Source organism: Streptomyces sp. NPDC101181, assembly GCF_044767975.1.
Lineage (GTDB): Bacteria > Actinomycetota > Actinomycetes > Streptomycetales > Streptomycetaceae > Streptomyces.
In genome coordinates this window covers 40,620-62,777 of sequence record NZ_JBIWOX010000024.1, presented here as the reverse complement: position 1 = coordinate 62,777, position 22,158 = coordinate 40,620, and the positions used below count along the sequence as shown (strand labels likewise).

The 22,158-nt window shown below is 72.4% G+C and carries 18 protein-coding genes and 1 pseudogene; 15 read left to right on the top strand and 4 right to left on the bottom strand.

Translation table 11 applies throughout. From position 1 onward, the window contains the following. Window positions 1–90: 90 nt before the first annotated feature. From ACIRRU_RS27545 to hutI, 3 genes are all read left to right on the top strand, one after another. A complete protein-coding gene (locus tag ACIRRU_RS27545) occupies window positions 91–1,299 on the top strand; it encodes an allantoate amidohydrolase (RefSeq protein ID WP_403684955.1) in 1,209 nt (402 codons plus the stop codon). Continuing rightward, window positions 1,290–2,657, top strand: a complete 1,368-nt coding sequence (locus tag ACIRRU_RS27540) for a formimidoylglutamate deiminase (protein WP_403684953.1) — start codon at window positions 1,290–1,292, stop codon at window positions 2,655–2,657. Before ACIRRU_RS27545 ends, ACIRRU_RS27540 begins: the two co-directional genes overlap by 10 nt. 179 nt (window positions 2,658–2,836) lie before the next feature. Continuing rightward, complete coding sequence (hutI, locus tag ACIRRU_RS27535) at window positions 2,837–4,009, top strand: imidazolonepropionase (protein WP_403684951.1); 1,173 nt, start codon at window positions 2,837–2,839, stop codon at window positions 4,007–4,009. A gap of 223 nt (window positions 4,010–4,232) precedes the next feature. Here the strand turns inward: hutI and ACIRRU_RS27530 are convergent, their stop codons facing one another. Beyond that, window positions 4,233–5,210: an RNA polymerase sigma factor SigF gene (locus ACIRRU_RS27530; RefSeq protein ID WP_403684948.1), complete on the bottom strand. Its 978-nt coding sequence runs from the start codon at window positions 5,208–5,210 to the stop codon at window positions 4,233–4,235. 284 nt (window positions 5,211–5,494) lie between these two features. On the opposite strand from ACIRRU_RS27530, the gene ACIRRU_RS27525 reads away from it, so the two are divergent. From ACIRRU_RS27525 to ACIRRU_RS27500, 6 genes are all read left to right on the top strand, one after another. Beyond that, window positions 5,495–5,863: an STAS domain-containing protein gene (locus ACIRRU_RS27525; RefSeq protein ID WP_363201287.1), complete on the top strand. Its 369-nt coding sequence runs from the start codon at window positions 5,495–5,497 to the stop codon at window positions 5,861–5,863. Between the two features lie 219 nt (window positions 5,864–6,082). Beyond that, on the top strand, window positions 6,083–6,574 hold the full coding sequence (locus ACIRRU_RS27520) for an ATP-binding protein (protein WP_403684945.1): 492 nt from the start codon (window positions 6,083–6,085) through the stop codon (window positions 6,572–6,574). A 249-nt stretch (window positions 6,575–6,823) separates the two neighbouring features. Further along, entirely contained in the window at window positions 6,824–7,549 is a 726-nt protein-coding gene (locus ACIRRU_RS27515; RefSeq protein WP_403684942.1) for a peptidase, read from the top strand. A gap of 98 nt (window positions 7,550–7,647) precedes the next feature. Then, complete coding sequence (locus ACIRRU_RS27510) at window positions 7,648–8,691, top strand: hypothetical protein (protein ID WP_403684939.1); 1,044 nt, start codon at window positions 7,648–7,650, stop codon at window positions 8,689–8,691. Beyond that, window positions 8,691–9,806: a hypothetical protein gene (locus tag ACIRRU_RS27505; RefSeq protein ID WP_403684937.1), complete on the top strand. Its 1,116-nt coding sequence runs from the start codon at window positions 8,691–8,693 to the stop codon at window positions 9,804–9,806. The genes ACIRRU_RS27510 and ACIRRU_RS27505 overlap by 1 nt, the downstream gene beginning before the upstream one ends. Before the next feature lie 14 nt (window positions 9,807–9,820). Beyond that, window positions 9,821–11,197, top strand: coding sequence for a hypothetical protein (locus tag ACIRRU_RS27500; RefSeq protein ID WP_403684934.1), 1,377 nt, complete (start codon window positions 9,821–9,823; stop codon window positions 11,195–11,197). Between the two features lie 143 nt (window positions 11,198–11,340). Here the strand turns inward: ACIRRU_RS27500 and ACIRRU_RS27495 are convergent, their stop codons facing one another. Next, entirely contained in the window at window positions 11,341–12,840 is a 1,500-nt protein-coding gene (locus tag ACIRRU_RS27495) for a peptide MFS transporter (protein ID WP_403684931.1), read from the bottom strand. A gap of 512 nt (window positions 12,841–13,352) precedes the next feature. Here ACIRRU_RS27495 and ACIRRU_RS27490 point away from each other — a divergent pair. Both ACIRRU_RS27490 and ACIRRU_RS27485 read left to right on the top strand, forming a co-directional pair. Beyond that, window positions 13,353–14,030: a response regulator transcription factor gene (locus ACIRRU_RS27490; protein ID WP_403684928.1), complete on the top strand. Its 678-nt coding sequence runs from the start codon at window positions 13,353–13,355 to the stop codon at window positions 14,028–14,030. A gap of 52 nt (window positions 14,031–14,082) precedes the next feature. Beyond that, window positions 14,083–15,348, top strand: a complete 1,266-nt coding sequence (locus tag ACIRRU_RS27485; RefSeq protein ID WP_403684925.1) for an ATP-binding protein — start codon at window positions 14,083–14,085, stop codon at window positions 15,346–15,348. A gap of 226 nt (window positions 15,349–15,574) precedes the next feature. Here ACIRRU_RS27485 and ACIRRU_RS27480 read toward each other — a convergent pair. Further along, window positions 15,575–16,069 (bottom strand): annotated as a pseudogene (locus tag ACIRRU_RS27480) (GtrA family protein); the annotation flags it as partial. Between the two features lie 201 nt (window positions 16,070–16,270). Between ACIRRU_RS27480 and ACIRRU_RS27475 the strand changes: the two are divergent. From ACIRRU_RS27475 to ACIRRU_RS27465, 3 genes are read left to right on the top strand one after another with little or no spacing between them, the layout of a single operon-like run. Continuing rightward, entirely contained in the window at window positions 16,271–17,422 is a 1,152-nt protein-coding gene (locus tag ACIRRU_RS27475) for a 5-(carboxyamino)imidazole ribonucleotide synthase (RefSeq protein WP_363201292.1), read from the top strand. Beyond that, window positions 17,419–17,958, top strand: a complete 540-nt coding sequence (purE, locus tag ACIRRU_RS27470; RefSeq protein WP_363201293.1) for a 5-(carboxyamino)imidazole ribonucleotide mutase — start codon at window positions 17,419–17,421, stop codon at window positions 17,956–17,958. Before ACIRRU_RS27475 ends, purE begins: the two co-directional genes overlap by 4 nt. A 12-nt stretch (window positions 17,959–17,970) precedes the next feature. Next, a complete protein-coding gene (locus ACIRRU_RS27465; protein WP_403684921.1) occupies window positions 17,971–19,164 on the top strand; it encodes a dipeptidase in 1,194 nt (397 codons plus the stop codon). Window positions 19,165–19,344: 180 nt separating this feature from the next. Here ACIRRU_RS27465 and ACIRRU_RS27460 read toward each other — a convergent pair whose 3' ends face one another. Continuing rightward, window positions 19,345–20,688 carry a UDP-glucose dehydrogenase family protein gene (locus ACIRRU_RS27460; protein ID WP_403684918.1) on the bottom strand — a complete coding sequence of 448 codons (1,344 nt, stop codon included), beginning with the start codon at window positions 20,686–20,688 and terminating at the stop codon, window positions 19,345–19,347. 207 nt (window positions 20,689–20,895) lie between these two features. On the opposite strand from ACIRRU_RS27460, the gene ACIRRU_RS27455 reads away from it, so the two are divergent. Continuing rightward, the gene (locus ACIRRU_RS27455) at window positions 20,896–22,068 is read left to right on the top strand and encodes an acyl-CoA dehydrogenase family protein (protein WP_403685003.1); all 1,173 of its coding nucleotides are present in this window, start codon (window positions 20,896–20,898) and stop codon (window positions 22,066–22,068) included. Window positions 22,069–22,158: the final 90 nt, after the last annotated feature.

The following is a 22,158-nucleotide window of genomic DNA, read 5'->3' as shown; positions in this document are numbered from 1 at the left end:
GCTACCCCGCCCCGCGCCGGGGGCCCGTCCGGAGCCGGGGCGTCCCGCGCGGGGTGGCAGTCGTGGCGGGCGGGTGACTCCTTCCTTGCGATGTGGCGCGAGCTGGCTCCCGTCGGGCGTCATCCCGACAGCGGCGGCTACCGGCGTCACGCCTGGTCGGCGGCGGATCTGGAGTGCCGGGCCTGGTTCCGCGCGCAGGCCGAGGCGCGCGGCCTCGGCTACGAGACGGACCGCAACGGCAACCAGTGGGCCTGGCTCGGCGACCCCCTGGCCGGGGACGCCGTCGTCACCGGCTCGCACCTGGACTCCGTCCCGGACGGCGGCGCCTTCGACGGTCCGCTCGGCGTGGTCTCCTCCTTCGCCGCGCTCGACGAACTCCGGCGCAGGGGAGTGGAGTTCACCCGGCCGGTGGCGATCACCAACTTCGGCGACGAGGAGGGCGCCCGCTTCGGGCTGGCCTGTGTCGGGTCCCGGCTGGCCGCCGGACAGCTCACCGTCACCGACGCCCACCGGCTGCGCGACGCCGACGGCATCGCGCTGCCCGCCGCCATGGAGCGAGCCGGATACGATCCCGAGGCCATCGGCCCGGACCCCGAACGGCTCGCCCGGATCGGCGCGTTCGTCGAACTCCACGTCGAACAGGGCCGCGCCCTCGACCTGACCGGCGACCCCGTCGGCATCGCCTCCGCCATCTGGCCGCACGGCCGCTGGCGGTTCGACTTCCGGGGCGAGGCGAACCACGCGGGCACCACCCGCCTCGCCGACCGCCGCGACCCGATGCTCACGTACGCCGAGACCGTGCTCGCCGCCCGCCGCGAGGCCGAACTGACCGGCGCCCTCGCCACCTTCGGCAAGATCGCGGTCGAGCCCAACGGCGTCAACGCCATCCCCTCCCTCGTCCGCGGCTGGCTCGACTCCCGCGCCGCCGACCAGGCCACCCTGGACGCCGTCGTCACCGGCATCGAGCGGGCCGCCCGCGAGCACGCCGACCGCGCCGGGATCGATCTCGCCGTCGTCCGTGAGTCCTTCACGCCGGTGGTCGACTTCGAGCACGCCCTGCGCGACGAGCTGGCCACGATCCTGGAGGGCTCCGGCGACACGGGGCGGCCCGTGCCCGTCCTCGGCACCGGCGCGGGCCACGATGCGGGTATTTTGTCCGCCTCGGTGCCCACCGCCATGCTCTTCGTCCGCAACCCCACCGGAATCTCGCACTCACCCGCCGAGCACGCGGCCGAGGACGACTGCGCCGCCGGGGTGGAGGCACTCGCCGACGTACTGGAAGGTCTCGCGTGCAGCTGACGAACCGGGCCGAAAGCGCGCCCGTCACCGCGACGTACTGGATGGACCACGCCTGGCTCGGCACCCACGTCGAGCCGGGCGTCACCCTGGACGTCGCGGGCGGCCGTGTCGCCGCGATCAGAACCGGTGAGGAGACCCCGCCGCCCGGCGCGACCGTGCTGCGCGGCCTGACCCTCCCCGGCCTCGCCAACGCCCACTCCCACGCCTTCCACCGGGCCCTGCGCTCCACCGTCCAGGTCGGCTCGGGCACCTTCTGGACCTGGCGCGAGGTCATGTACCAGGTGGCCTCCCGGCTCACCCCGGACACCTACTACGAGCTGGCCCGCGCCACGTACGCCGAGATGGCCCTGGCCGGGATCACCTCCGTCGGCGAATTCCACTACCTCCACCACGCGCCCGGCGGCACCCCCTACGCCAACCCGAACGCCATGGGCGAGGCGCTGATCGCGGCCGCCGCCGAGGCCGGAATCCGGATCACCCTGCTGGACACCGCCTATCTCGCCGCCGGATTCGGCGAGCGGCCCAACCGGCACCAGCTGCGCTTCTCCGACACCACCGCCGACGCCTGGGCGGAGCGCGCCTCCCTCCTCAAGGGCGACGACCACACGCTGATCGGCGCGGCCATCCACTCCGTCCGCGCGGTCCCGGCGGACCAACTGGCCACCGTCGCCCGATGGGCCGAGGAGCGGGACGCCCCGCTGCACGTCCACCTCTCCGAGCAGATCGCGGAGAACGAGGCCTGCCAGGCTGCCCACGGCCGCACCCCGACCCGGCTGCTGGCCGACCACGGCGTCCTCGGCCCGCGCACCACGGGCGTCCACAACACGCATCTGACGCGGGAGGACATCGCGCTGCTCGGCTCCACCACCACCGGCACCTGCATGTGCCCCACCACCGAACGCGACCTGGCCGACGGCATCGGCCCCGCTGTCGCCCTCCAGCAGGCGGGCTCGCCCCTCTCGCTGGGCAGCGACAGCCACGCCGTGATCGACCTCTTCGAGGAGGCCCGGGCGATGGAGCTGAACGAACGGCTGCGCACCCACGTCCGGGGCCACTGGACGGCAGCGGCCCTGCTCCGGGCCGCCTCCGCCGACGGGCACGCCGCGCTCGGCCGCCCCGAAGCGGGCGTCCTGGAACCGGGCGCCCCCGCCGATCTGACCACCGTCGCCCTGGACTCCGTCAGGACGGCAGGACCCGTGCCCCGGCTGGCCGCGGAAGCCGCCGTATTCGCCGCCTCCGCCGCTGATGTGCGGCACACGGTCGTCGCGGGGCGGCACATCGTCCGGGACGGCCGCCACACCAGGATTCAGGACGTGTCCCGGGCGCTCGCCACCGCCGTGGCCGCCCTGCACGGCTGACCGACCGCTCCACCGTGCCCACCGCCGGACCTCCCGCCCGGCCGACCGCCGAGCCCCCCGACCGGACCCGCCGGGAGATCCGTCGGCCGACCACCGCCGGACGCCCGGCGGCACCGGGCACCGACAGCCCCGCCCCACCGCCCCCGGACCCACCCGAACGCAAGGAGAACACTCTCCAGATGACGACCACCGCCGTCACCCACATCGCCAGCCTGGTCACCAATGACCCCTCCCTCGGCAACGGGACCCCCCTGGGCCTGATCCAGGACGCGGCCGTCGTCATCGAGGGCGACCGCGTCGTCTGGACCGGTGAATCAAGCAAAGCACCCGCCACTGACAACGTCCTCGACGCGGCGGGCCGGGCCGTGATCCCCGGCTTCGTGGACTCCCACTCCCACCTGCTCTTCGCGGGCGACCGCACCCAGGAGTTCAACGCCCGGATGTCCGGGCAGCCCTACCGCGCGGGGGGCATCCGCACCACAGTCGCCGCCACCCGCGCCGCCTCCGACGACGAGCTGTCCGCCAACGTCGCCCGCTATCTCGCCGAGGCCCTGCGCCAGGGCACGACCACCTTCGAGACCAAGTCCGGCTACGGCCTCACCGTCGAGGACGAGGCCCGCGCCCTGCGCGTCGCCGCCCGCCACACCGACGAGGTCACCTACCTCGGCGCCCACATCGTCTCCCCCGACTACGCCGACGACCCCGCGGGCTACGTCGACCTGGTCACCGGCCCCATGCTGGAGGCCTGCGCCCCGCACGCCCGCTGGATCGACGTGTTCTGCGAGGAGGGCGCCTTCGACGGCGACCAGGCCCGCGCCATCCTCACCGCGGGCCGCGCCCGGGGGCTGCACCCCCGCATCCACGCCAACCAGCTGACGCGGGGCCCCGGCGTCCAGCTCGCCGTCGAACTCGACGCGGCCTCCGCCGACCACTGCACCCACCTCACCGACGCCGACGTCGACGCGCTCGGCCAGGGCAACACGGTCGCCACGCTGCTGCCCGGGGCCGAGTTCTCCACGCGCGCCGCCTGGCCCGACGCCCGCCGCCTCCTGGACGCGGGGGCCACCGTCGCACTCTCCACGGACTGCAACCCCGGCTCGTCGTTCACCTCGTCCGTGCCGTTCTGCATCGCGCTGGCCGTACGCGACATGGGGATGACGCCCGACGAGGCCCTCTGGTCCGCCACCGCGGGCGGGGCCGCGGCCCTGCGCCGCGGCGACATCGGCCGGATCACCCCCGGTGCCCGTGCCGACCTGGTCCTCCTCGACGCCCCGAGCCACGTCCACCTCGCCTACCGGCCGGGTGTCCCGCTGGTCAGCGCGGTGTGGCGGAGCGGGCAGCGCGTGGTGTGACGGGCGGCCCCGGACGTGGCCGGTGCGGCGCGCGCCCGGCGGCCGGTTCGGCCGGACACGCGGAAGGACCCGCTCCCGGTGGTCCGGGGCGGGTCCTTCCGCGTGACTCCACAACTCCGCAACTCGACGGCTCGATGACTCGACGGGCCGACGGCTCGACGGGCCGACGGCTCGACGGGTCGGCTGCCCGGCGACGGCGCGTGGCGAGCGCGCGCCGGACCGGCTACTCGTCCAGGGTCAGACCCTTGCGGAGCTTGGTCAGCGTCCGGGACAGCAGCCGGGAGACGTGCATCTGCGAGATGCCCAGTTCCTCGCCGATCTCCGACTGCGTCATGTTGCTGACGAAGCGGAGCGAAAGGATCATGCGGTCGCGCGAGGGGAGCGTGGCGATGAGCGGCTTCAGCGACTCGACGTACTCGATGCCTTCGAGGCTGCGGTCCTCGTAGCCGATGCGGTCCGCGAGCGCGCCCTCGTGGTCGTCCTCCTCGGGCTTGGCGTCCAGCGAGCTCGCGGTGTACGCGTTGCTCGCGGACATGCCCTCGACAACCTCGTCCGAGGTGATGCCGAGCCGCTCGGACAGCTCCCCCACCGTGGGCGCGCGGTCCAGCTGCTGCGACAGTTCGTCGCCCGCTCGCGCCAGGTCGAGCCGGAGTTCCTGGAGCCGGCGCGGCACGCGCACGGACCAGCTGGTGTCGCGGAAGAAACGCTTGATCTCACCGACGATCGTCGGCATCGCGAAGGTGGGGAACTCCACGCCGCGGCTCAGCTCGAACCGGTCGATCGCCTTGATCAGACCGATGGTGCCGACCTGGACGATGTCCTCCATCGGTTCGCTGCGGGAGCGGAACCGGGAGGCGGCGAACTTGACGAGCGCGAGGTTCAGCTCGACGAGGGTGTTGCGGACGTACGCGTATTCGTGGGTGCCCTCCACGAGGGACTCGAGCCGCTCGAAGAGCGTCTTCGACAGGGCCCGCGCGTCCAGTGCCCCGATCTCGGCGTAGGGCGGGATCTCGGGGAGCCCCGTGAGCCCTTCGCCGGAAGGCTCGTCAGAGAAGCCGTCGCCGCTACTGGTGGTGCTGCTGGTGGTGCTGGCACGCGGGCCGGGTATGGCACTCGCGGCGGGGGAGTCGGAATGGGTCGGTCCCTGAGGACATGCCGACGGCGCTTCGGGGGTACGCGCTTCGTCGAGCCGGGGTGACATGCTTCTCCTCCATCGTTCTCGGCATATGGCTGCCGATGCCCCTACGTGTTCCTGCGGTGAAACGGCGCCTCCAAAGCCGGTCGCGTTGCGGGTGTCCCTCTACCCTTACCCGGTTCCGGCCAACAGTTACAAGTGCCAATTACCACCATATGTCCGGTTTGTTGAGGTCTTCGACTACCGCAGGGCGATCAGAACGCGTACTGTTTCCCGCACGTCGGCGGCAGCTCCGCATACAGCCGCACGAGCAGTGACGCGCAAGTGACGAACGGCGAAGAGGGACAGGCATGGACCGCGGGACGGTCGGCAGTGCGAACCGGGGTCGGCTTCAGGTCGAGGCCCGCACCGAGGGGCGCAACGAGGTCGTGACGCCGGTGGGTGAGCTTGACCACCACACCGCGGACCTGTTGCGCGAGCCTCTGGAGAGCGCGGTCGAACAGGGGCGGTCACGCCTCGTGGTCGACTGCTCACGGCTGGAGTTCTGCGACTCCACCGGGCTGAACGTGCTGCTCGGCGCCCGCCTCAAGGCGGAGGCAGCCGGGGGAGAGGTCCATCTCTCCGGAATGCAGCCCGTGGTGGCGAGGGTGTTCGAGATCACGGGCGCGGAAGCGGTCTTCACCGTCCACGCCACGCTCGCCGACGCCCTGGATGCCTGACCCGGCGCGTGCAGGTGGTCCTGCCCGGCCTCTTCGCGGCTCCGATGCCGGAGATGTCGTCCGTGTCACGCGATCGTGTGCCCCAAGTGGGTGTTGTTGCGAAACGGCAGGGCAGGAGACACCCCGTCGGCGCCCCCCGGGCCCGGCACACTCGGTAACTGATCATTATCTGTACAACGGCGACATGGCGACATGGCGAATCGGTGAGGTGAAGCGCTGATGAGCACCACCCGGCAGCATCCGCCGGGCGACCTCGGCCGCGAGCCGGACGAAGCGGGCGCACCCTCGCCCGTCCCGGCCGACCGGCAGTGGCGCACGCTCCCCCTCGGGCAGGTCAGCGGGATCGTCCCGACGGCTCGTGACTTCGCCCGGCAGGCCCTGCACGACTGGGGCTGGCTCCCCGCGTCCAGCGCGGACCGCCGGGCCGCGGCGGAGGACGTCCTGCTGGTCGTCTCCGAGCTGGTGACCAACGCCTGCCTGCATGCCGAGGGCCCCGAGGAGCTGCGGATCGGGCAGACGTCCAAGGTGCTGCGCGTCGAGGTCGTCGACCGGGGGGCTGGCCAGCCCGCTCCCCGGACACCGCACCGCGCCGGGCGGCCCGGTGGGCACGGCATGTTCATCGTGCAGCGTCTCTGCCTGGACTGGGGCGTCCAGCGGACGCCGGACGCGCCGGGCAAGACCGTCTGGGCGGAGCTCGCCGCCCCCGCGTAGGCACCGGCCGCTTGCCTCCGTGCAGCCGCGGTGGCCGAGCGTCGCCGCGCCGCCCCGTCCCCGGGCGTACGCCGGACCGGGCACATGTCCCGTGATGCACCACGAAGAGCGCGCCTGATCGGCGCGCTCTTTGTCTTCCCTCCATCAGGCCCCGGGCGTACCTTGAGCGCCCAATCTGATGTGTCGTCAGCAATGTGCGTCCATACGGGCGGTGGTGCGCGGCGACCTCCGGCAGGAGGGGAACACGAGGTGTCGAACCGGAAGCGGACAACTCTCGCGCTGGCGGTCGCGCTGGCGGGCTCGGCGGTGGTGCTGGGCGCGTCCGCCGCACACGCCGAGGTCGTGGACGTCAACTACCAGTGCGTGACGCCCATCGGGCCCAAGGGCGCTGTCTCGCCCATCGATATCAAGGGCGTCAGGAGCGGCAGCGGCTACGCACTCACCATGTCCTTCCAGAAGGGTGTCTCCTCCAGCCCCGTCGAACTGGGCAAGGGGGCCATGAACCCCAGCGCCGTCATCGAGCTGGGCGGCGCGGAGACGGGCGAGGTCAAGGTGTCCGGTCCGGCGAACGACGAGGCCATCCCGGCCAACACCCCCATCAGGATCAGCGATTTGTCGGGGACGTACACCCCGAAGAAGAGCGGCAAGGTCACCTTCACCGCAGGGGTGCTCACCATCAAGGCACTCGGTACCACCACCACGTGTACGCCCAAGAACAGCCCCGGCCCCTCCCTCGAACTCGACGTCCAGGGCGCGGGCGGATCGTCGGGCGGCTCCACCGGCGGATCGACCGGCTCCACCGGCGGGACCTCGGGTGGCGGCTCCACCGGGGGTTCGTCGGGCGGCGGTGAGCTGCCCCGCACCGGCCCCCTCGACTCGGCGGCGGCGCTCGGCACACTCGGCGGCACCGTGCTGCTGACCGGGGCGGCCGGAGTGCTCTGGCTGACCCGCCGAGGCCAGCACCCCACGGGCTGAGCCCACGGATGCGGCGCACGGGGCTGGGTCCGCGGGCTGAGCCCGCGCCCCGGCCGCCGACTCCACGAGCCCCCGCAGGAAGCAAGGGAGCCTTGTCCATGCCGCTGTCGTTACCGTTGCCGACACCTCGGGCGCTGCTGCCCCCGCCCGTCCGCCCGGTGCCGGACCCGCGCCCGGACCCGGTCGCCCACCCGGTGCCGGTTCCCGCGCCGTACGCGTACGCCCGCCGGGCGCTGCTCGTCCTCCTGGCGGCGCTCGCCGCCTCCGCGGTCGTGCTCGGAGCGACTCCGGCGGCGGCCGACGACGGTGCCGGGACGGCGGGCTGGACGGTGCGGCCCGCGGGGGGCGGGAGCGACGGCCGGGACGCCCGGCCGTACGTCTACCTGGAGGGCACCGCCGGAACGGTGCTCCAGGACCGGCTGTCGGTGACCAATCCCGCCCGGACCCCGCTGATCGTACGGCTGCGGGGCGAGGGCCGGGCGGGGGCCTGGCTGCGGTTCGCCGCGGACACCGTCACCGTCCCGGCCCGGACCCGCGCCGATGTGCCCTTCGCACTCGCGGTGCCGTCCGGCGCGGTGCCCGGGGACGCGTCCGGGGCGGTCGTCGCGGGAGAGGGAGAGGGAGAGGGAGCAGGGGCGGGCGACGGTGGCGGCGAGCGCGTACCGGTACGGGTGCGGATCGGCGGCCCCACCCTGGCGGCGCTCACCGTGGAGGACGTCGAGGTGTCCGGCCGGACCATCCGCTACGCCCTCGTCAACCGGGGCAACACGCTGCTGAGGCCACGGTTGGCGGTCCGCGCCGAGGGGGTGTTCGGCACGCTCCTGACCCGCGCGGAGAGACCCCTGCCGCTGGAACTCACCCCCGGCCGCCGGGTCGAGCTGACCGAGCCCTGGGCGGACGCCCCCGCTGTGGACGCGGTCACCGTACGGTTGCGTGTCACCGCGGCCGGGGGCGCCCAGGACGAGGGCGGGGCCTCGGCTCCGTACGTCCCGGTGGCCCTGGTCGTCGGCGGCGGGCTGCTGGTCCTCGCGCTCCTGGCCCGGCTCGTCACTGCCGCCTGTCGGCGCGGCCGGACCCGCCGCGACCCGCCGCACGCCCCCGCGGGGGCGACGTCCCTGGCGAAGGCGGGGGCGGAAGCGTGATGCGGCAGCCCGGACCCGTACCCCTCCCGGACCTTCGGCGCACCGCCGCGCGGCTCGCCCGTTGCGTTCTCCTCGCGCTCCTGCCCGCGCTGCTCGTCCCGTTCGTCCTGGCATCCCCGGGCGCGCGGGCGGCCGAGGGCGACGACCCCGGCGTCAGTCTGTCCAAGAAGGAGGCGGGTACGGGAGGCGAGATCACCGTCAGAGGCACCGGCTGGCGGCCGGACGCGCTGCTGATGCTGCTGATCTGCGGTCAGTCCACACCGGAGCGGGGCGTGATCGGCTCGACCAACTCCTGCGCCAACGCCGACGGCCGGGCCGTCACCACCGACGACAAGGGCGCGTTCAGCAAGAAGCTGCCGGTGGCCGAGCCGCCCAAGCCGTGCCCCTGTGTGGTGCACGTCGCCACGGTGACCGGCGAACAGGCCCTGGCCGACGCGGTGTTCACGGTGGCGGGTCATCCGACGGCGGAGCTGCCGCCGGAGTCGGCGGACGGGAAGCTCGCCGTGCTGGCCACCGCCCGGCTGGAGGGCGACAGCTCGCTGCTCACCTGGTTCGGCGCGCCGCCAACCCGTCGCCTGGTCTTCACCGTCGGCAATCTCGGCACCGGCCCCGTGAAGGACCCCGTCTTCGAGATCGGCACCGCGCACGGTGTCTACGCCCCGCAGTGGGAGGAACGCCCGTGGCGTGGCACGGTCGCCCCCGGCGGCAGGGCGCGGATCTCGCTGCCCGTCGAACTCTCCGCGGGCGCGCACGGCGACTACCAGGTGTCCCTGCGCCACGGGGACAGGCTGCTGGCCGAACAGCCGTGGGGGGTGGCCCGGCCCTGGGGCGTCACGCTCTTCTGGGTGCTCCTGTGCCTGGTCGTCCCGGCCGCCGTCTTCCGTATCGGCATGGCCGTCGTGGACACGGTCCGCCCCCGCGCCGCCGGCATGGCCCGCCACGCGCACCGTACGCGGACGCGAGCCTCGGCGGGGACCGGCCCGGACACGCCCACCGGCACGAGCACGAGCACTGGCACCGGCACCAGCCCGAACGCGGCCACGCTGCCGTGGTTCACCCCGGACTCCGCACCGTCAGAGAACCCACCCCCACCCACGACGAAGGGACAAGCGTGAGTACGCAACGGAGGATGAGCGCGGCCGGAGTCGCGCTGATGCTCGGCGGCGCGGGCATCCTGCTGGCCGCGAGCCCGGCCCAGGCCGCCGAGGTCAGCTACGCGACGGAGTGCGTCCCGCCGCCGATCTCGGGGCTGCCCGCCGTGCAGGGCACCACCAAGGTGGAGCTGAGCGCGCCGGCGGAGGCGAAGGTCGGCGACGAGATCGAGGTCGTCTGGAAGACGGTCGACGCCGCGTCCAAGAACCCGGACGTCCTCGACCTGGGGGCGGACACGGTCAAGCCGACCGGGACCGTCACCGTCGGCGGCGCGGCGAGCGGTGAGCTGAAGCTGGAGGGGCCGCGGCAGAACCCGCCGATCCCCAGGAACAGCCCCATGGTCCTGCCCGACATGAAGGGCACGCTCAAGCTGGAGAAGGCCGGGGAGATCACGCTCACCCCGGGCGCGTACGACATCAACGTGTCCCAGCCGATCTCCACGGACACCAAGTGCGCCCCGAAGGAGGAGGTCCGGCCGGCCGTCACGATCGAGGTCTCGGAGGGCGGAGGCTCCACCACGGGCGGCACGACCACCGGCGGCACCGACACCGGCGGTTCGACCACGGGCGGCACGACCACCGGCGGCACCGGCACCGGGGGTACGACGACCGGCGGCGGAGACTCGGGTGGCGGGGACTCCGGTGGTGGGGACTCCGGCGGTTCGGACGGCGGGAGCACCGGCGGAGGCGGCGGGGAGACCGACTTCCCCGGCAAGGAGGTGTCCGTCGCCTACGCGTGCAAGACGCCGATCGGGGACAAGAACGCCACGTCCCCGGTCCGGATCAGTGCCAGGAAGAACGGCGGCGACTACGACCTCACCGTCACGTTCAGCAAGTCCGTGATGGACAGCCCGATCGACATCCCGGCGGGCCAGGTCAAGCCGTCCATGGACATCAGGCTCGGCGGCGCGGACCGGGGCACTGTCAAGGTCGAGGGACCGCTGAACAAGGAGGTCATCAAGACCGGCGCCCCGATCGAGATCCCCGACCTCACCGGTACGTACAAGCCCGGCGCGAGCGGGAAGTCCACGCTCAGCCCCGGCGTCCTCACGGTGATGGCCGCGGGGACGACGACGACCTGCACTCCGCCCGGTGACGTGGCGGTCTCGCTGGAGCTGGACACCTCCGCCCAGCCGGGCGGCGCGGCGGGCGGTTCGGGCTCCGGCGGTTCGGGCTCCGGGGGCGGAGGAGCTGCCTCCGGCGGCGGTACGGACTCGGGCGGCGGCCTGGCCGCCACCGGCGCCGAGGACGACGGAGCCCTGCGCGCGCTCGGACTGGTCGCCGGTACGGCGATCCTGCTGGGCGGTGCCGTGTTCACGTTCACCCCGTGGCGCAGGCTGCGCGGCACGCGCTGACACCCGGCCCCGCGGCACGACACGACAGGGCCCCCAGCACGTCCGTACAACACGACGGGGCCGCAGCACGTCCGTACAACACGACTGCGGGTCCGCACGACGACCTCTCGTGCGGACCCGCTGGCGTACGTTCCCGGCGGGAGTTACTTCACGTCGCCCATCAGGGCGCGGATCTTGCGGCCCGCCACCATGAAGGCGATGCCCGCGGCGACCGCCACGAGCGCCTGCAACGTGTAGTAGGCGGCGTCCCCGAGCGGCGCGTTGAGCTTCGTGGTCCAGCCGTTCAGGGCGTTGCCCGTGGACGTGGCCAGGAACCACAGGCCCATGATCTGCCCCACGAACATCTTCGGCGCCAGCTTCGTGGACAGCGACAGGCCGACCGGGGAGAGGCACATCTCGCCCATGGTCTGCGCGAGGTAGACGGCGAGCAGCCAGAAGACGGTGACCTTGCCCGTGTCGCTGTTGGCCGCGGCCGCACCGGCCAGGCCCATGATGCCGAAGGAGCCGCCGATGAGGAGCATCGCCAGCGCGAACTTCATCGGGGTGCTGGGCTCACGGTTGCGCGTGGCCAGCTTGACCCAGAGTCCGGCGAAGATCGGGGCCAGGATGATGACCATGGCCGGGTTGACCGACTGGAGCCAGGAGGCCGGGAACTCCCAGCCGCCGATGAAGCGGTCCGTCTTGTTGTCCGCGAAGATCGTCAGCAGCGAGCCGGACTGGTCGTAGATCATCCAGAAGAGCACGGCGGTGATGAAGAACCACACGTACGCCTTGATCTTCGGGCGGTCCTCCGCCGCCAGCGCCGGGTCCCGGAAGATCGTGATGAAGTAGATGATCGGGACGACGACGCCCAGCACGGCCAGGACGTTGACGATGTGCTCGATGTCGTACGTGCCCAGCGCCAGGTCGATCAGCAGCGCGGCGACCGCGATACCGGCCCACAGGGCGACCTTGCGCAGCGTCTTGCGCCGCTCCTCGGGGGAGATGGGCTTCGCGGGCAGCTTGCCGACGTCGCCGAGGTGCTTGGAGCCCAGCGCGTACTGGATCACCGCGAAGGTCATACCGACACCGGCGACACCGAAGCCGAGGTGCCAGTTGACGTTCTCGCCGAGGTAGCCGACCAGCAGCGGGGCGGCGAGGCCACCGATGTTGATCGCCATGTAGAAGAGCGTGAAACCGGCGTCGCGGCGGGCGCTGGGCTGGCCCTCGTAGAGGCCGCCGACCATCGCCGAGATGTTCGGCTTCAGCAGGCCCGTACCGGCCGCGATCAGCGCCAGACCGATGAAGAACGCGATGTCGCTCGGCAGCGCCAGGGTGAAGTGGCCCAGCGCGATGATGATCCCGCCGACCAGAACGGCCTTGCGGGCGCCCCAGAGACGGTCGGCGACCCAGCCGCCGGGCATCGCCGCCATGTAGACGACGGCGTTGTACACGCCGTAGATGGAGGCGGCGAGCGCCTCCCGGCCCTCCAGGGGGCCGTCGAGCACGGCGGCCACCAAGTACAGGGTGAGGATGGCGCGCATCCCGTACCAGGAGAAGCGTTCCCACATCTCCGTCATGAACAGGGTGGCCATACCGCGGGGGTGGCCGAAGAAGGTTCCCTCGCCGGAACTGGCCGAGTCCTTCGTCAGGCTGGACGCCATGGTCGATCCTTGCTGGTCGGGACGCGCCGCCTCATGAGCGGTACGCGCCCGGTGGGGGGCAGCCGGCACCGGCGCGGTCGCACCCCGTCCCCGACGCCCGAGGGGGAGTGCTCCGCGTGGCCGGGCTCCCGGTGGAGCGTCGGCGGCGGAGCGGGGAGGAACCGCACCGGGATCCACGCCCGGCGCGCGTCTCCGCGTTCCGGGCCCGGCTCACAGGTCATTCACTCGGAGCGGGCCGGCCGTGACCGGCCCCGCACACAAAAGAGACCCTTGGCGCTCATGGCTGCCTAAAGGTCCTTGAGTAGTGCAACAGGCGTCGGAACACCATACGACACGACACAGCCGGATATGAAAGGACTTGAGAGATGGATCACAGGTCTTAGTGGAACCAGGCTCGCACATTCAAAGGTCTCTACCCGCTCGGTGGCGCTGACCCGCAGGCGTCCCGCGCTGACCGGCGGGCGGCGTCGAGGGCCTCACTCCCCGCCCCCCGTCCGGACTACCATCACCCCATGACCCGTGTACTGCTCGCCGAGGACGACGCATCCATCTCGGAGCCACTGGCTCGCGCTCTGCGTCGGGAGGGTTACGAGGTCGAGGTCCGTCAGGACGGCCCCTCGGCGCTCGACGCCGGGCTCCAGGGCGGCGTCGACCTGGTCGTCCTCGACCTGGGGCTGCCCGGGATGGACGGACTCGAAGTCGCCCGCCGGCTCCGCGCCGACGGCCACACCATCCCGATCCTGGTGCTGACGGCCCGCGCCGACGAGGTCGACACGGTGGTCGGGCTGGACGCCGGCGCCGACGACTACGTCACCAAGCCCTTCCGGCTCGCCGAGCTGCTCGCCCGGGTCCGCGCCCTGCTGCGCCGCGGGGCCGCCGAGCCCGCCGCGCAGCCCGCCACCCACGGCGTCAGGATCGACGTCGAGTCCCACCGGGCCTGGATGGGCGAGGAGGAACTCCAGCTCACGGCCAAGGAGTTCGACCTGCTGCGGGTCCTGGTCCGGGACGCGGGCCGGGTCGTCACCCGCGACCAGCTGATGCGCGAGGTCTGGGACACCACCTGGTGGTCCTCCACCAAGACCCTGGACATGCACATCTCCTGGCTGCGCAAGAAGCTCGGCGACGACGCGGCCAATCCGCGCTACATCGCGACGGTCCGGGGCGTCGGCTTCCGGTTCGAGAAGAGCTGAGTTACGAATCCCTCATGCACCTCGCTGACACCGGACGACGGACCCGGCGGACATGCGCCGTCGGCTGATCAACTCCACGCTCGCCGTGGTGCTCGTCGTCATCTCCGTCTTCGGCGTCTCCCTGGTCATCGTCGAGGCGCGCACGATCAGCGCCAGCGCCCAGGAGAGCGTCGAGTCCGAGGCGTTGCGGCTGATCAGCGTGGTGGACAGCCGGCTCCTCGGCGACGAGGTGATCAACTCCGGGGTGCTCTCCGAGCAGATCGACCCCACCCGCTTCGCCCTGATCGAGATCCCCGGCCGGGACCCCATCGCCGTCGGGGAACGCCCCGACGGGGGCGTCCTGCGCGCCGTCGAGACCGGTGAGCAGGGCGAGCGGGTCACCGTCGAGGAGTCCCGCTCGTCCGTCACCCGCGAGGTGGGCCGCACGCTGCTGATCATCGGCGCGGTGGCGCTGCTGGCGATCGTCTCCGCCGTGCTCCTCGCCGTACGCCAGGCCAACCGGCTCGCCTCCCCGCTCACCGACCTCGCCGAGACCGCCGAACGCCTGGGCTCCGGCGACCCCCGGCCGCGGCACAAGCGCTACGGGGTGCCCGAGCTGGACCGGGTCGCCGACGTCCTGGACGCCTCCGCCGAGCGGATCGCCCGGATGCTGACCGCCGAGCGGCGGCTCGCCGCCGACGCCTCGCACCAGCTCCGGACGCCGCTCACCGCGCTCTCCATGCGGATCGAGGAGATCTCCGTCACCGACGACCCGGAGACGGTCAAGGAGGAGGCGAACATCGCCCTCACCCAGGTGGAGCGCCTCACCGACGTCGTGGAGCGGCTGCTGACGAACTCCCGCGACCCGCGCACCGGCTCCGCCGTCGTCTTCGACCTCGACGAGGTCATCAAGCAGCAGATCGAGGAGTGGCGACCCGCCTACCGCTCCACGGGCCGCGCCCTGGTCTGCTCGGGCAAGCACGGGCTGCGGGCCGTCGGGACCCCCGGCGCGGTCGCCCAGGTCCTCGCGGCGCTGATCGAGAACTCGCTCATGCACGGCGGCGGGACCGTCGCCCTGCGGACCCGCGTCACCGGCAACCAGACCGTCGTCGAGGTCACCGACGAGGGCCCCGGGGTGCCCGCCGCACTGGGGGCGCGGATCTTCGAGCGGGCCATCAGCGGCCGCAACTCCACCGGGATCGGCCTCGCCGTCGCCCGGGACCTCGCGGAGGCGGACGGCGGGCGGCTGGAACTGGTCCAGCAGCACCCCGCGGTCTTCGCGCTCTTCCTCAGCCGGGTCCCACCGGAGCGCGAGGCCCCCGAGCGCCCGGTGCGCTGAACAACGAACCAGCGCAAGATCCGGTTCCGCCCGCGAACGCGAGAGACCCTGTTCCGCCCGCATACCGGCGGGCGCCGGGCTCAGGCGCCGGGACCCGTCCCTCCGGGCCTCAGTTCCGTACCGGGTCCGGCTCGGCCGTCTCCGGCTCCGTCCTCGTCCCCGTCGCGGTCTCCGTTCCGGTCACGGTGTCCGTCCCGGTCACGGTCTCCGTCCCGGCGGTCGTGGTCACCGTCTCCGTCGGGCGCCGCTGTTCCAGAAACCGGTCCGGGCTCGCCGGGGCCTCCTCGGCGGGCAGGGCCTTGAAGACCCAGGTCCGGTAGGACCAGAAGCGGAACAGCGTCGCGATCCCGATGCCGAGGATCTTGAAGAAGTTGCTCTGCACCGGGGTGTTCCAGCCGAAGCCGTACGTCGCGAGGTACAGCACGCCGTTCTCGATCACCGCGCCCGCCGCGCTGAACAGCAGGAAAAGGGTCAGCTCACGGGTCCGGCCGGTCTTGTCGCGGTCCCGGTAGGTCCAGTAGCGGAAGCCCACGTAGTTGCAGAGGATGGCGACGAAGGTCGCCAGTACGCTCGCCCGGACGACCTGGAGGTCCGTGGTGTGCCGGAGCAGGTTGAAGACCGCGATGTTGACCAGCAGCCCGATCGCACCGACCGCGCCGAACTTGGCGACCTCCCGGCTCAGCAGATCAAGCCGGGTCCGCAGTGCGCCCCGTTCGCTCATGGTGATCGCTCAGTCCGTCCGTTCGGTGGTGTCGACTGGGTTACGTCAACCCCGTCATGCTAACCAGCCCTCCCGCCCGATGCCGTCCGATGGCTGGTAGCCCCCCTCCGGGGGGCATGGGCGAGCCCCCGGAGGGCGGCCGCCGCGTCCCCCGCCCGGACGGCGTCGGGGGCGCTCCGGCGCGCCCGATACCCTGGAGGCGTGACGTTCCCGGTAGTCGGCATGGTCGGCGGCGGTCAGCTCGCCCGCATGACCCACGAGGCGGGCATCCCCCTCGGCCTGAAATTCAAGCTGCTCAGTGACACTCCCCAGGACTCGGCGGCCCAGGTGGTGAGCGAGGTCGTCATCGGCGACTATCGCGACCTGGACACGCTGCGCGCCTTCGCGCAGGGCTGTGACGTGATCACCTTCGATCACGAGCACGTGCCGACCGAGCACCTGCGGGCCCTGGAGGCGGACGGCATCCCCGTGCGCCCCGGCCCCGACGCCCTGGTGCACGCCCAGGACAAGGGGGTGATGCGCGCCAGGCTCGCGGAGATCGGCGCCCCCTGCCCCCGTAACCGCATCGTGCGCGACCCGGCCGACGCGGCCGCGTTCGCCGAGGAGACCGGGGGCTTCCCCGTCGTCCTCAAGACCGTGCGCGGCGGCTACGACGGCAAGGGCGTGTGGGTGGTCCGCTCCGAGGAGGACGCCGCCGACCCGTTCCGCGCCGGGGTCCCGGTCCTCGCCGAGGAGAAGGTCGACTTCGTACGGGAGCTGGCGGCCAACATCGTCCGGTCGCCGCACGGACAGGCCGTCGCCTACCCGGTGGTCGAGTCCGTCCAGGTCGACGGGGTCTGCGACACGGTGATCGCCCCGGCTCCGGAGCTGGACGAGGCGCTGGCGGGCGAGGCGCAGCAGCTCGCGCTGCGCATCGCCGCCGAGCTGGACGTCGTGGGCCACCTCGCGGTGGAGCTGTTCGAGACCCGGGGACCCGACGGGCGGCCCGCCATCCTCGTCAACGAGCTGGCGATGCGCCCGCACAACTCCGGCCACTGGACGCAGGACGGCGCGATCACCTCGCAGTTCGCCAACCACGTACGGGCGGTCCTCGACCTGCCCCTCGGCGACCCGCGCCCGCGCGCCCCCTGGACGGTCATGTGCAACGTCCTGGGCGGCGACTACCCCGACATGTACCAGGCGTACCTGCACTGCATGGCCCGCGACCCGCAGCTCAAGATCCACATGTACGGAAAGGACGTGAAGCCCGGCCGCAAGGTCGGCCACGTCAACACCTACGGCGACGATCTGGCGGACGTGCGGGAGCGCGCCCGGCACGCGGCCGACTACCTGCGAGGAACGATCACCGAATGACTTCCCCCTCCGCACCGGCGCCTGTGATCGGCATCGTCATGGGCTCGGACTCCGACTGGCCGGTCATGGAGGCCGCGGCCAAGGCGCTCGACGAGTTCGAGATCCCCTACGAGGTCGACGTCGTCTCCGCCCACCGCATGCCGCGCGAGATGATCGCGTACGGCGAGGAGGCCGCGGGCCGCGGTCTGAAGGCGGTCATCGCGGGCGCGGGCGGGGCGGCCCACCTGCCCGGGATGCTGGCCTCGGTCACCCCGCTGCCGGTCATCGGTGTCCCCGTGCCGCTGAAGTACCTCGACGGCATGGACAGCCTGCTCTCCATCGTCCAGATGCCGGCGGGGGTCCCCGTCGCCACGGTCTCCGTCGGCGGAGCGCGCAACGCCGGCCTGCTCGCCGCCCGCATCCTCGCCACGCAGGACCCGGCGCTCCAGGAGCGGATGCGGGAGTTCCAGCGGGAGCTGAACGACCAGGCCACGGAGAAGGGCAAGCGGCTGCGCTCCAAGGTGCAGGGCTCCGACTCCTTCGGCTTCGGAAAGTAGGGGGCAGCCTCCATGGACCACCTCGCCCGTGCCCGTGAGCTGCTCGCCGCCCACCCCGTGGTGGACGGCCACAACGACCTGCCCTGGGCCCTGCGCGAGCAGGTCGGCTACGACCTGGACGCCCGGGACATCGCCGCCGACCAGCGCGGCCTGCTCCACACCGACCTGGCCCGGCTGCGGGCGGGCGGGGTCGGCGGCCAGTTCTGGTCGGTGTACGTCCGCACCGACCTGACCGGCGACGCGGCGGTCAGCGCCACGCTGGAGCAGATCGACATCGTCGCCGAGCTGATCGCCCGCTACCCCGCGCATCTGCGCCGGGCGCTCACCGCCGACGATCTGGAGAAGGCCCGCGCCGAGGGCCGCATCGCCTCGCTGATGGGTGCCGAGGGCGGCCACTCCATCAACAACTCGCTGGGCACCCTGCGCGCCCTGTACGAGCTGGGCGTGCGCTACATGACGCTCACCCACAACGACAACATCGACTGGGCCGACAGCGCCACCGACGTGCGCCGCCTCGGCGGGCTCTCCGCCTTCGGCCACGAGGTCGTGCGCGAGATGAACCGCGTCGGGATGCTCGTCGACCTCAGCCACGTCGCCGACGGGGTGATGCGCGACGCGATCGCCACCAGCACCGCGCCGGTGATCTTCTCGCACTCCTCGGCCCGTGCCGTCTGCGACCACCCGCGCAACATCCCCGACGACGTACTGGCCTCCCTCCCGGCCAACGGGGGCGTCGCGATGGCGACCTTCGTCCCGAAGTTCGTGCTGCCCGAGGCGGTCGCCTGGACCCTGGCCGCCGACCGCAACATGCGTGAGCACGGCCTGCACCACCTGGACACCACCCCGCAGGCGATGCGCATCCACGAGGACTTCGAGGCGGCCCACCCGCGCCCCGAGGCCACGGTCGCCACCATCGCGGACCACCTGGACCACATGCGGGCGGTCGCGGGCATCGACCACATCGGCATCGGTGGCGACTACGACGGCACGGCGTTCACCCCGCGCGGCCTGGAGGACGTCTCCGGCTACCCGAACCTGATCGCGGAGCTGCTGCGGCGCGGCTGGTCCGAGGGCGACCTGGCCAAGCTGACCTGGCAGAACGCCGTACGGGCGCTGCGCGACGCGGAGGCCGTGGCCCGCGAGGAGCAGAGCACGCGCGGCCGATCCCACGCGACGATCGAGCAGCTGGACGGTCGGCTCGGCTGACGGCCCACCCCTGAACGCCCGCCCGTCTCCACGGGGGCCACGGGCGTCCGGGTGCGCAGCACGTCCGGCTCGACGCCGGTGGCCAGGCCGCGGAGGGCCACCCGCACACCGGAGGGCCGGAGAAGCGCGGGTCCATCCGGCGGCGCACGGACCGCGCGGTCTCGGACGGACCGCGCGGCCTCAGGCCTTGGGACGCCCCATGGCCCGGTAGGTCCACCCGGCCTCGCGCCACACCGCGCTGTCCAGGGCGTTGCGCCCGTCCAGGATGATCCGGCGGGCCGCCACCGCGCCGAGCTCCGCCGGGTCCAGCTCCCGGAACTCGCGCCACTCGGTCAGGTGCAGCACCACGTCCGCGCCGCGCACGGCCTCCAGGGCGGAGTCCGCGTAACCGAGGGTGGGGAAGAGCCGCCGGGCGTTGTCCATCCCCTTGGGGTCGAAGACGGTCACCTGGCCGCCCTGGAGGTGGATCTGACCGGCGACGTTGAGCGCGGGGGAGTCGCGTACGTCGTCGGAGTCGGGCTTGAACGCGGCGCCCAGCACCGCCACCCGCTTGCCGAGGAACGAGCCGCCGCCCACGGCCTCCCGGGCCAGCTCGACCATGTGGCCGCGGCGGCGCATGTTGATGGAGTCGACCTCGCGGAGGAAGGTCAGGGCCTGGTCCGCGCCCAGCTCACCGGCGCGGGCCATGAAGGCGCGGATGTCCTTGGGCAGACAGCCGCCGCCGAACCCGATCCCGGCCCGCAGGAACTTCTTCCCGATCCGTTCGTCGTGCCCGATGGCCTCCGCGAGCTTCACGACGTCCCCGTCGGCGGCCTCGCAGACCTCGGCCATGGCGTTGATGAAGGAGATCTTGGTGGCCAGGAAGGAGTTGGCGGAGGTCTTCACCAGCTCGGCGGTGGGGAAGTCGGTGACGACGAAGGGGGAGCCCTCCGCGACCGGTACGGCGTACACCTCGCGGAGCAGTTTCTCGGCGTGCTCGCTCGTGACGCCGACGACGATCCGGTCGGGGTGCAGGGTGTCCTTCACGGCGAAGCCCTCGCGCAGGAACTCCGGATTCCAGGCCAGCTCGGCGCCCTCGCCCACCGGGGCCAGCTCCACCAGCCGGTCCGCGAGGCGGGCGGCTGAGCCGACGGGGACGGTCGACTTGCCGACGACCAGGGCGGGGCGGGTCAGGCGCGGGGCGAGCGCCTCGAAGGCGCTGTCCACGTAGCTCATGTCGCACGCGTACTCGCCGTGCTTCTGCGGGGTGTTCACGCAGACGAAGTGGACGTCGCCGAACTCCGCCACCTCCTCCCAGGAGGTGGTGAAGCGCAGCCGCCCGGTGGAGCCCTCGATGCCCGCGACATGCCGCTGGAGCATCTCCTCCAGCCCCGGCTCGTACATCGGCACCCGGCCGGACGACAGCAGCTCGATCTTCTCCGGCACGACGTCGAGCCCGAGGACCTCGAAGCCCAGCTCGGCCATGGCCGCGGCATGGGTGGCGCCGAGGTAGCCGGTGCCGATCACGGTGATCCTGAGGGCCATGGGGTGCTCCTGGAGATACGGACGAAGGTGCGAACCGAGCATAGTCGGGCGGGCATGCCGCGGAATTCGCAGCTCCCCTCCGCCGGGTGGATCCCGTGCGTCCCGCCCCTGTCGGCAAGCTCACGTGTCGGCCGCGTATGCCGCCGGGCGGTCGGCGCACTAAAATCGCGTTACTTAACGGTAGTTAGCATTTGGGGAGTGAGCGTCTTGGCGGGTTCGACCGATTTCGACCTGTACCGTCCGGCCGAGGAGCACGACATGCTCCGCGAGACCATCCGCGCGCTCGCCGAGACGAAGATCGCCCCCTTCGCCGCCGCGGTGGACGAGGAGAGCCGTTTCCCGCAGGAGGCGCTGGACGCCCTGGTCGCCTCGGACCTGCACGCCGTCCACGTCCCCGAGGCGTACGGCGGGGCCGGGGCCGACGCGCTCGCCACGGTGATCGTGATCGAGGAGGTGGCCCGCGCCTGTGCCTCCTCGTCCCTGATCCCGGCCGTCAACAAGCTCGGCTCGCTCCCGGTGATCCTCTCCGGCTCCGAGGAGCTGAAGGCCAAGTACCTCGGCCCGCTCGCCAAGGGCGACGCGATGTTCTCGTACGCCCTCTCCGAGCCGGACGCCGGCTCGGACGCGGCCGGCATGAAGACGAAGGCCGTCCGCGACGGCGACTTCTGGGTGCTCGACGGCGTGAAGCGCTGGATCACCAACGCGGGCGTCTCCGAGTACTACACGGTCATGGCCGTCACCGACCCGGACAAGCGCTCCAAGGGCATCTCCGCCTTCGTCGTCGAGAAGTCCGACGAGGGCGTCTCCTTCGGCGCCCCGGAGAAGAAGCTCGGCATCAAGGGCTCCCCGACCCGCGAGGTCTACCTCGACAACGTCCGCATCCCCGCCGACCGCGTGATCGGCGCGGAGGGCACCGGCTTCGCCACCGCGATGAAGACCCTGGACCACACCCGCATCACCATCGCGGCCCAGGCCCTCGGCATCGCCCAGGGCGCACTGGACTACGCCAAGGGCTACGTCCAGGAGCGCAAGCAGTTCGGCAAGCCGATCGCGGACTTCCAGGGCATCCAGTTCATGCTCGCGGACATGGCGATGAAGATCGAGGCCGCCCGCCAGCTGACGTACGCGGCCGCGGCCAAGTCCGAGCGCGTCGCCGCCGGCGGGGGAGAGGGCGACCTCACCTTCCAGGGCGCGGCCGCCAAGTGCTTCGCCTCGGACGTCGCCATGGAGGTCACCACGGACGCCGTCCAGCTCCTCGGCGGCTACGGCTACACCCGGGACTACCCGGTGGAGCGCATGATGCGCGACGCGAAGATCACCCAGATCTACGAGGGCACGAACCAGGTCCAGCGGATCGTCATGGCCCGGAACCTGCCGTAACGCCCCGGTGCACAGCGCCACGCGCACGGCCCCCGGCGATCCTGCCGGGGGCCGTGCGCGTGGCCGTCGGGGCGCGCGGCGGCTGACCGG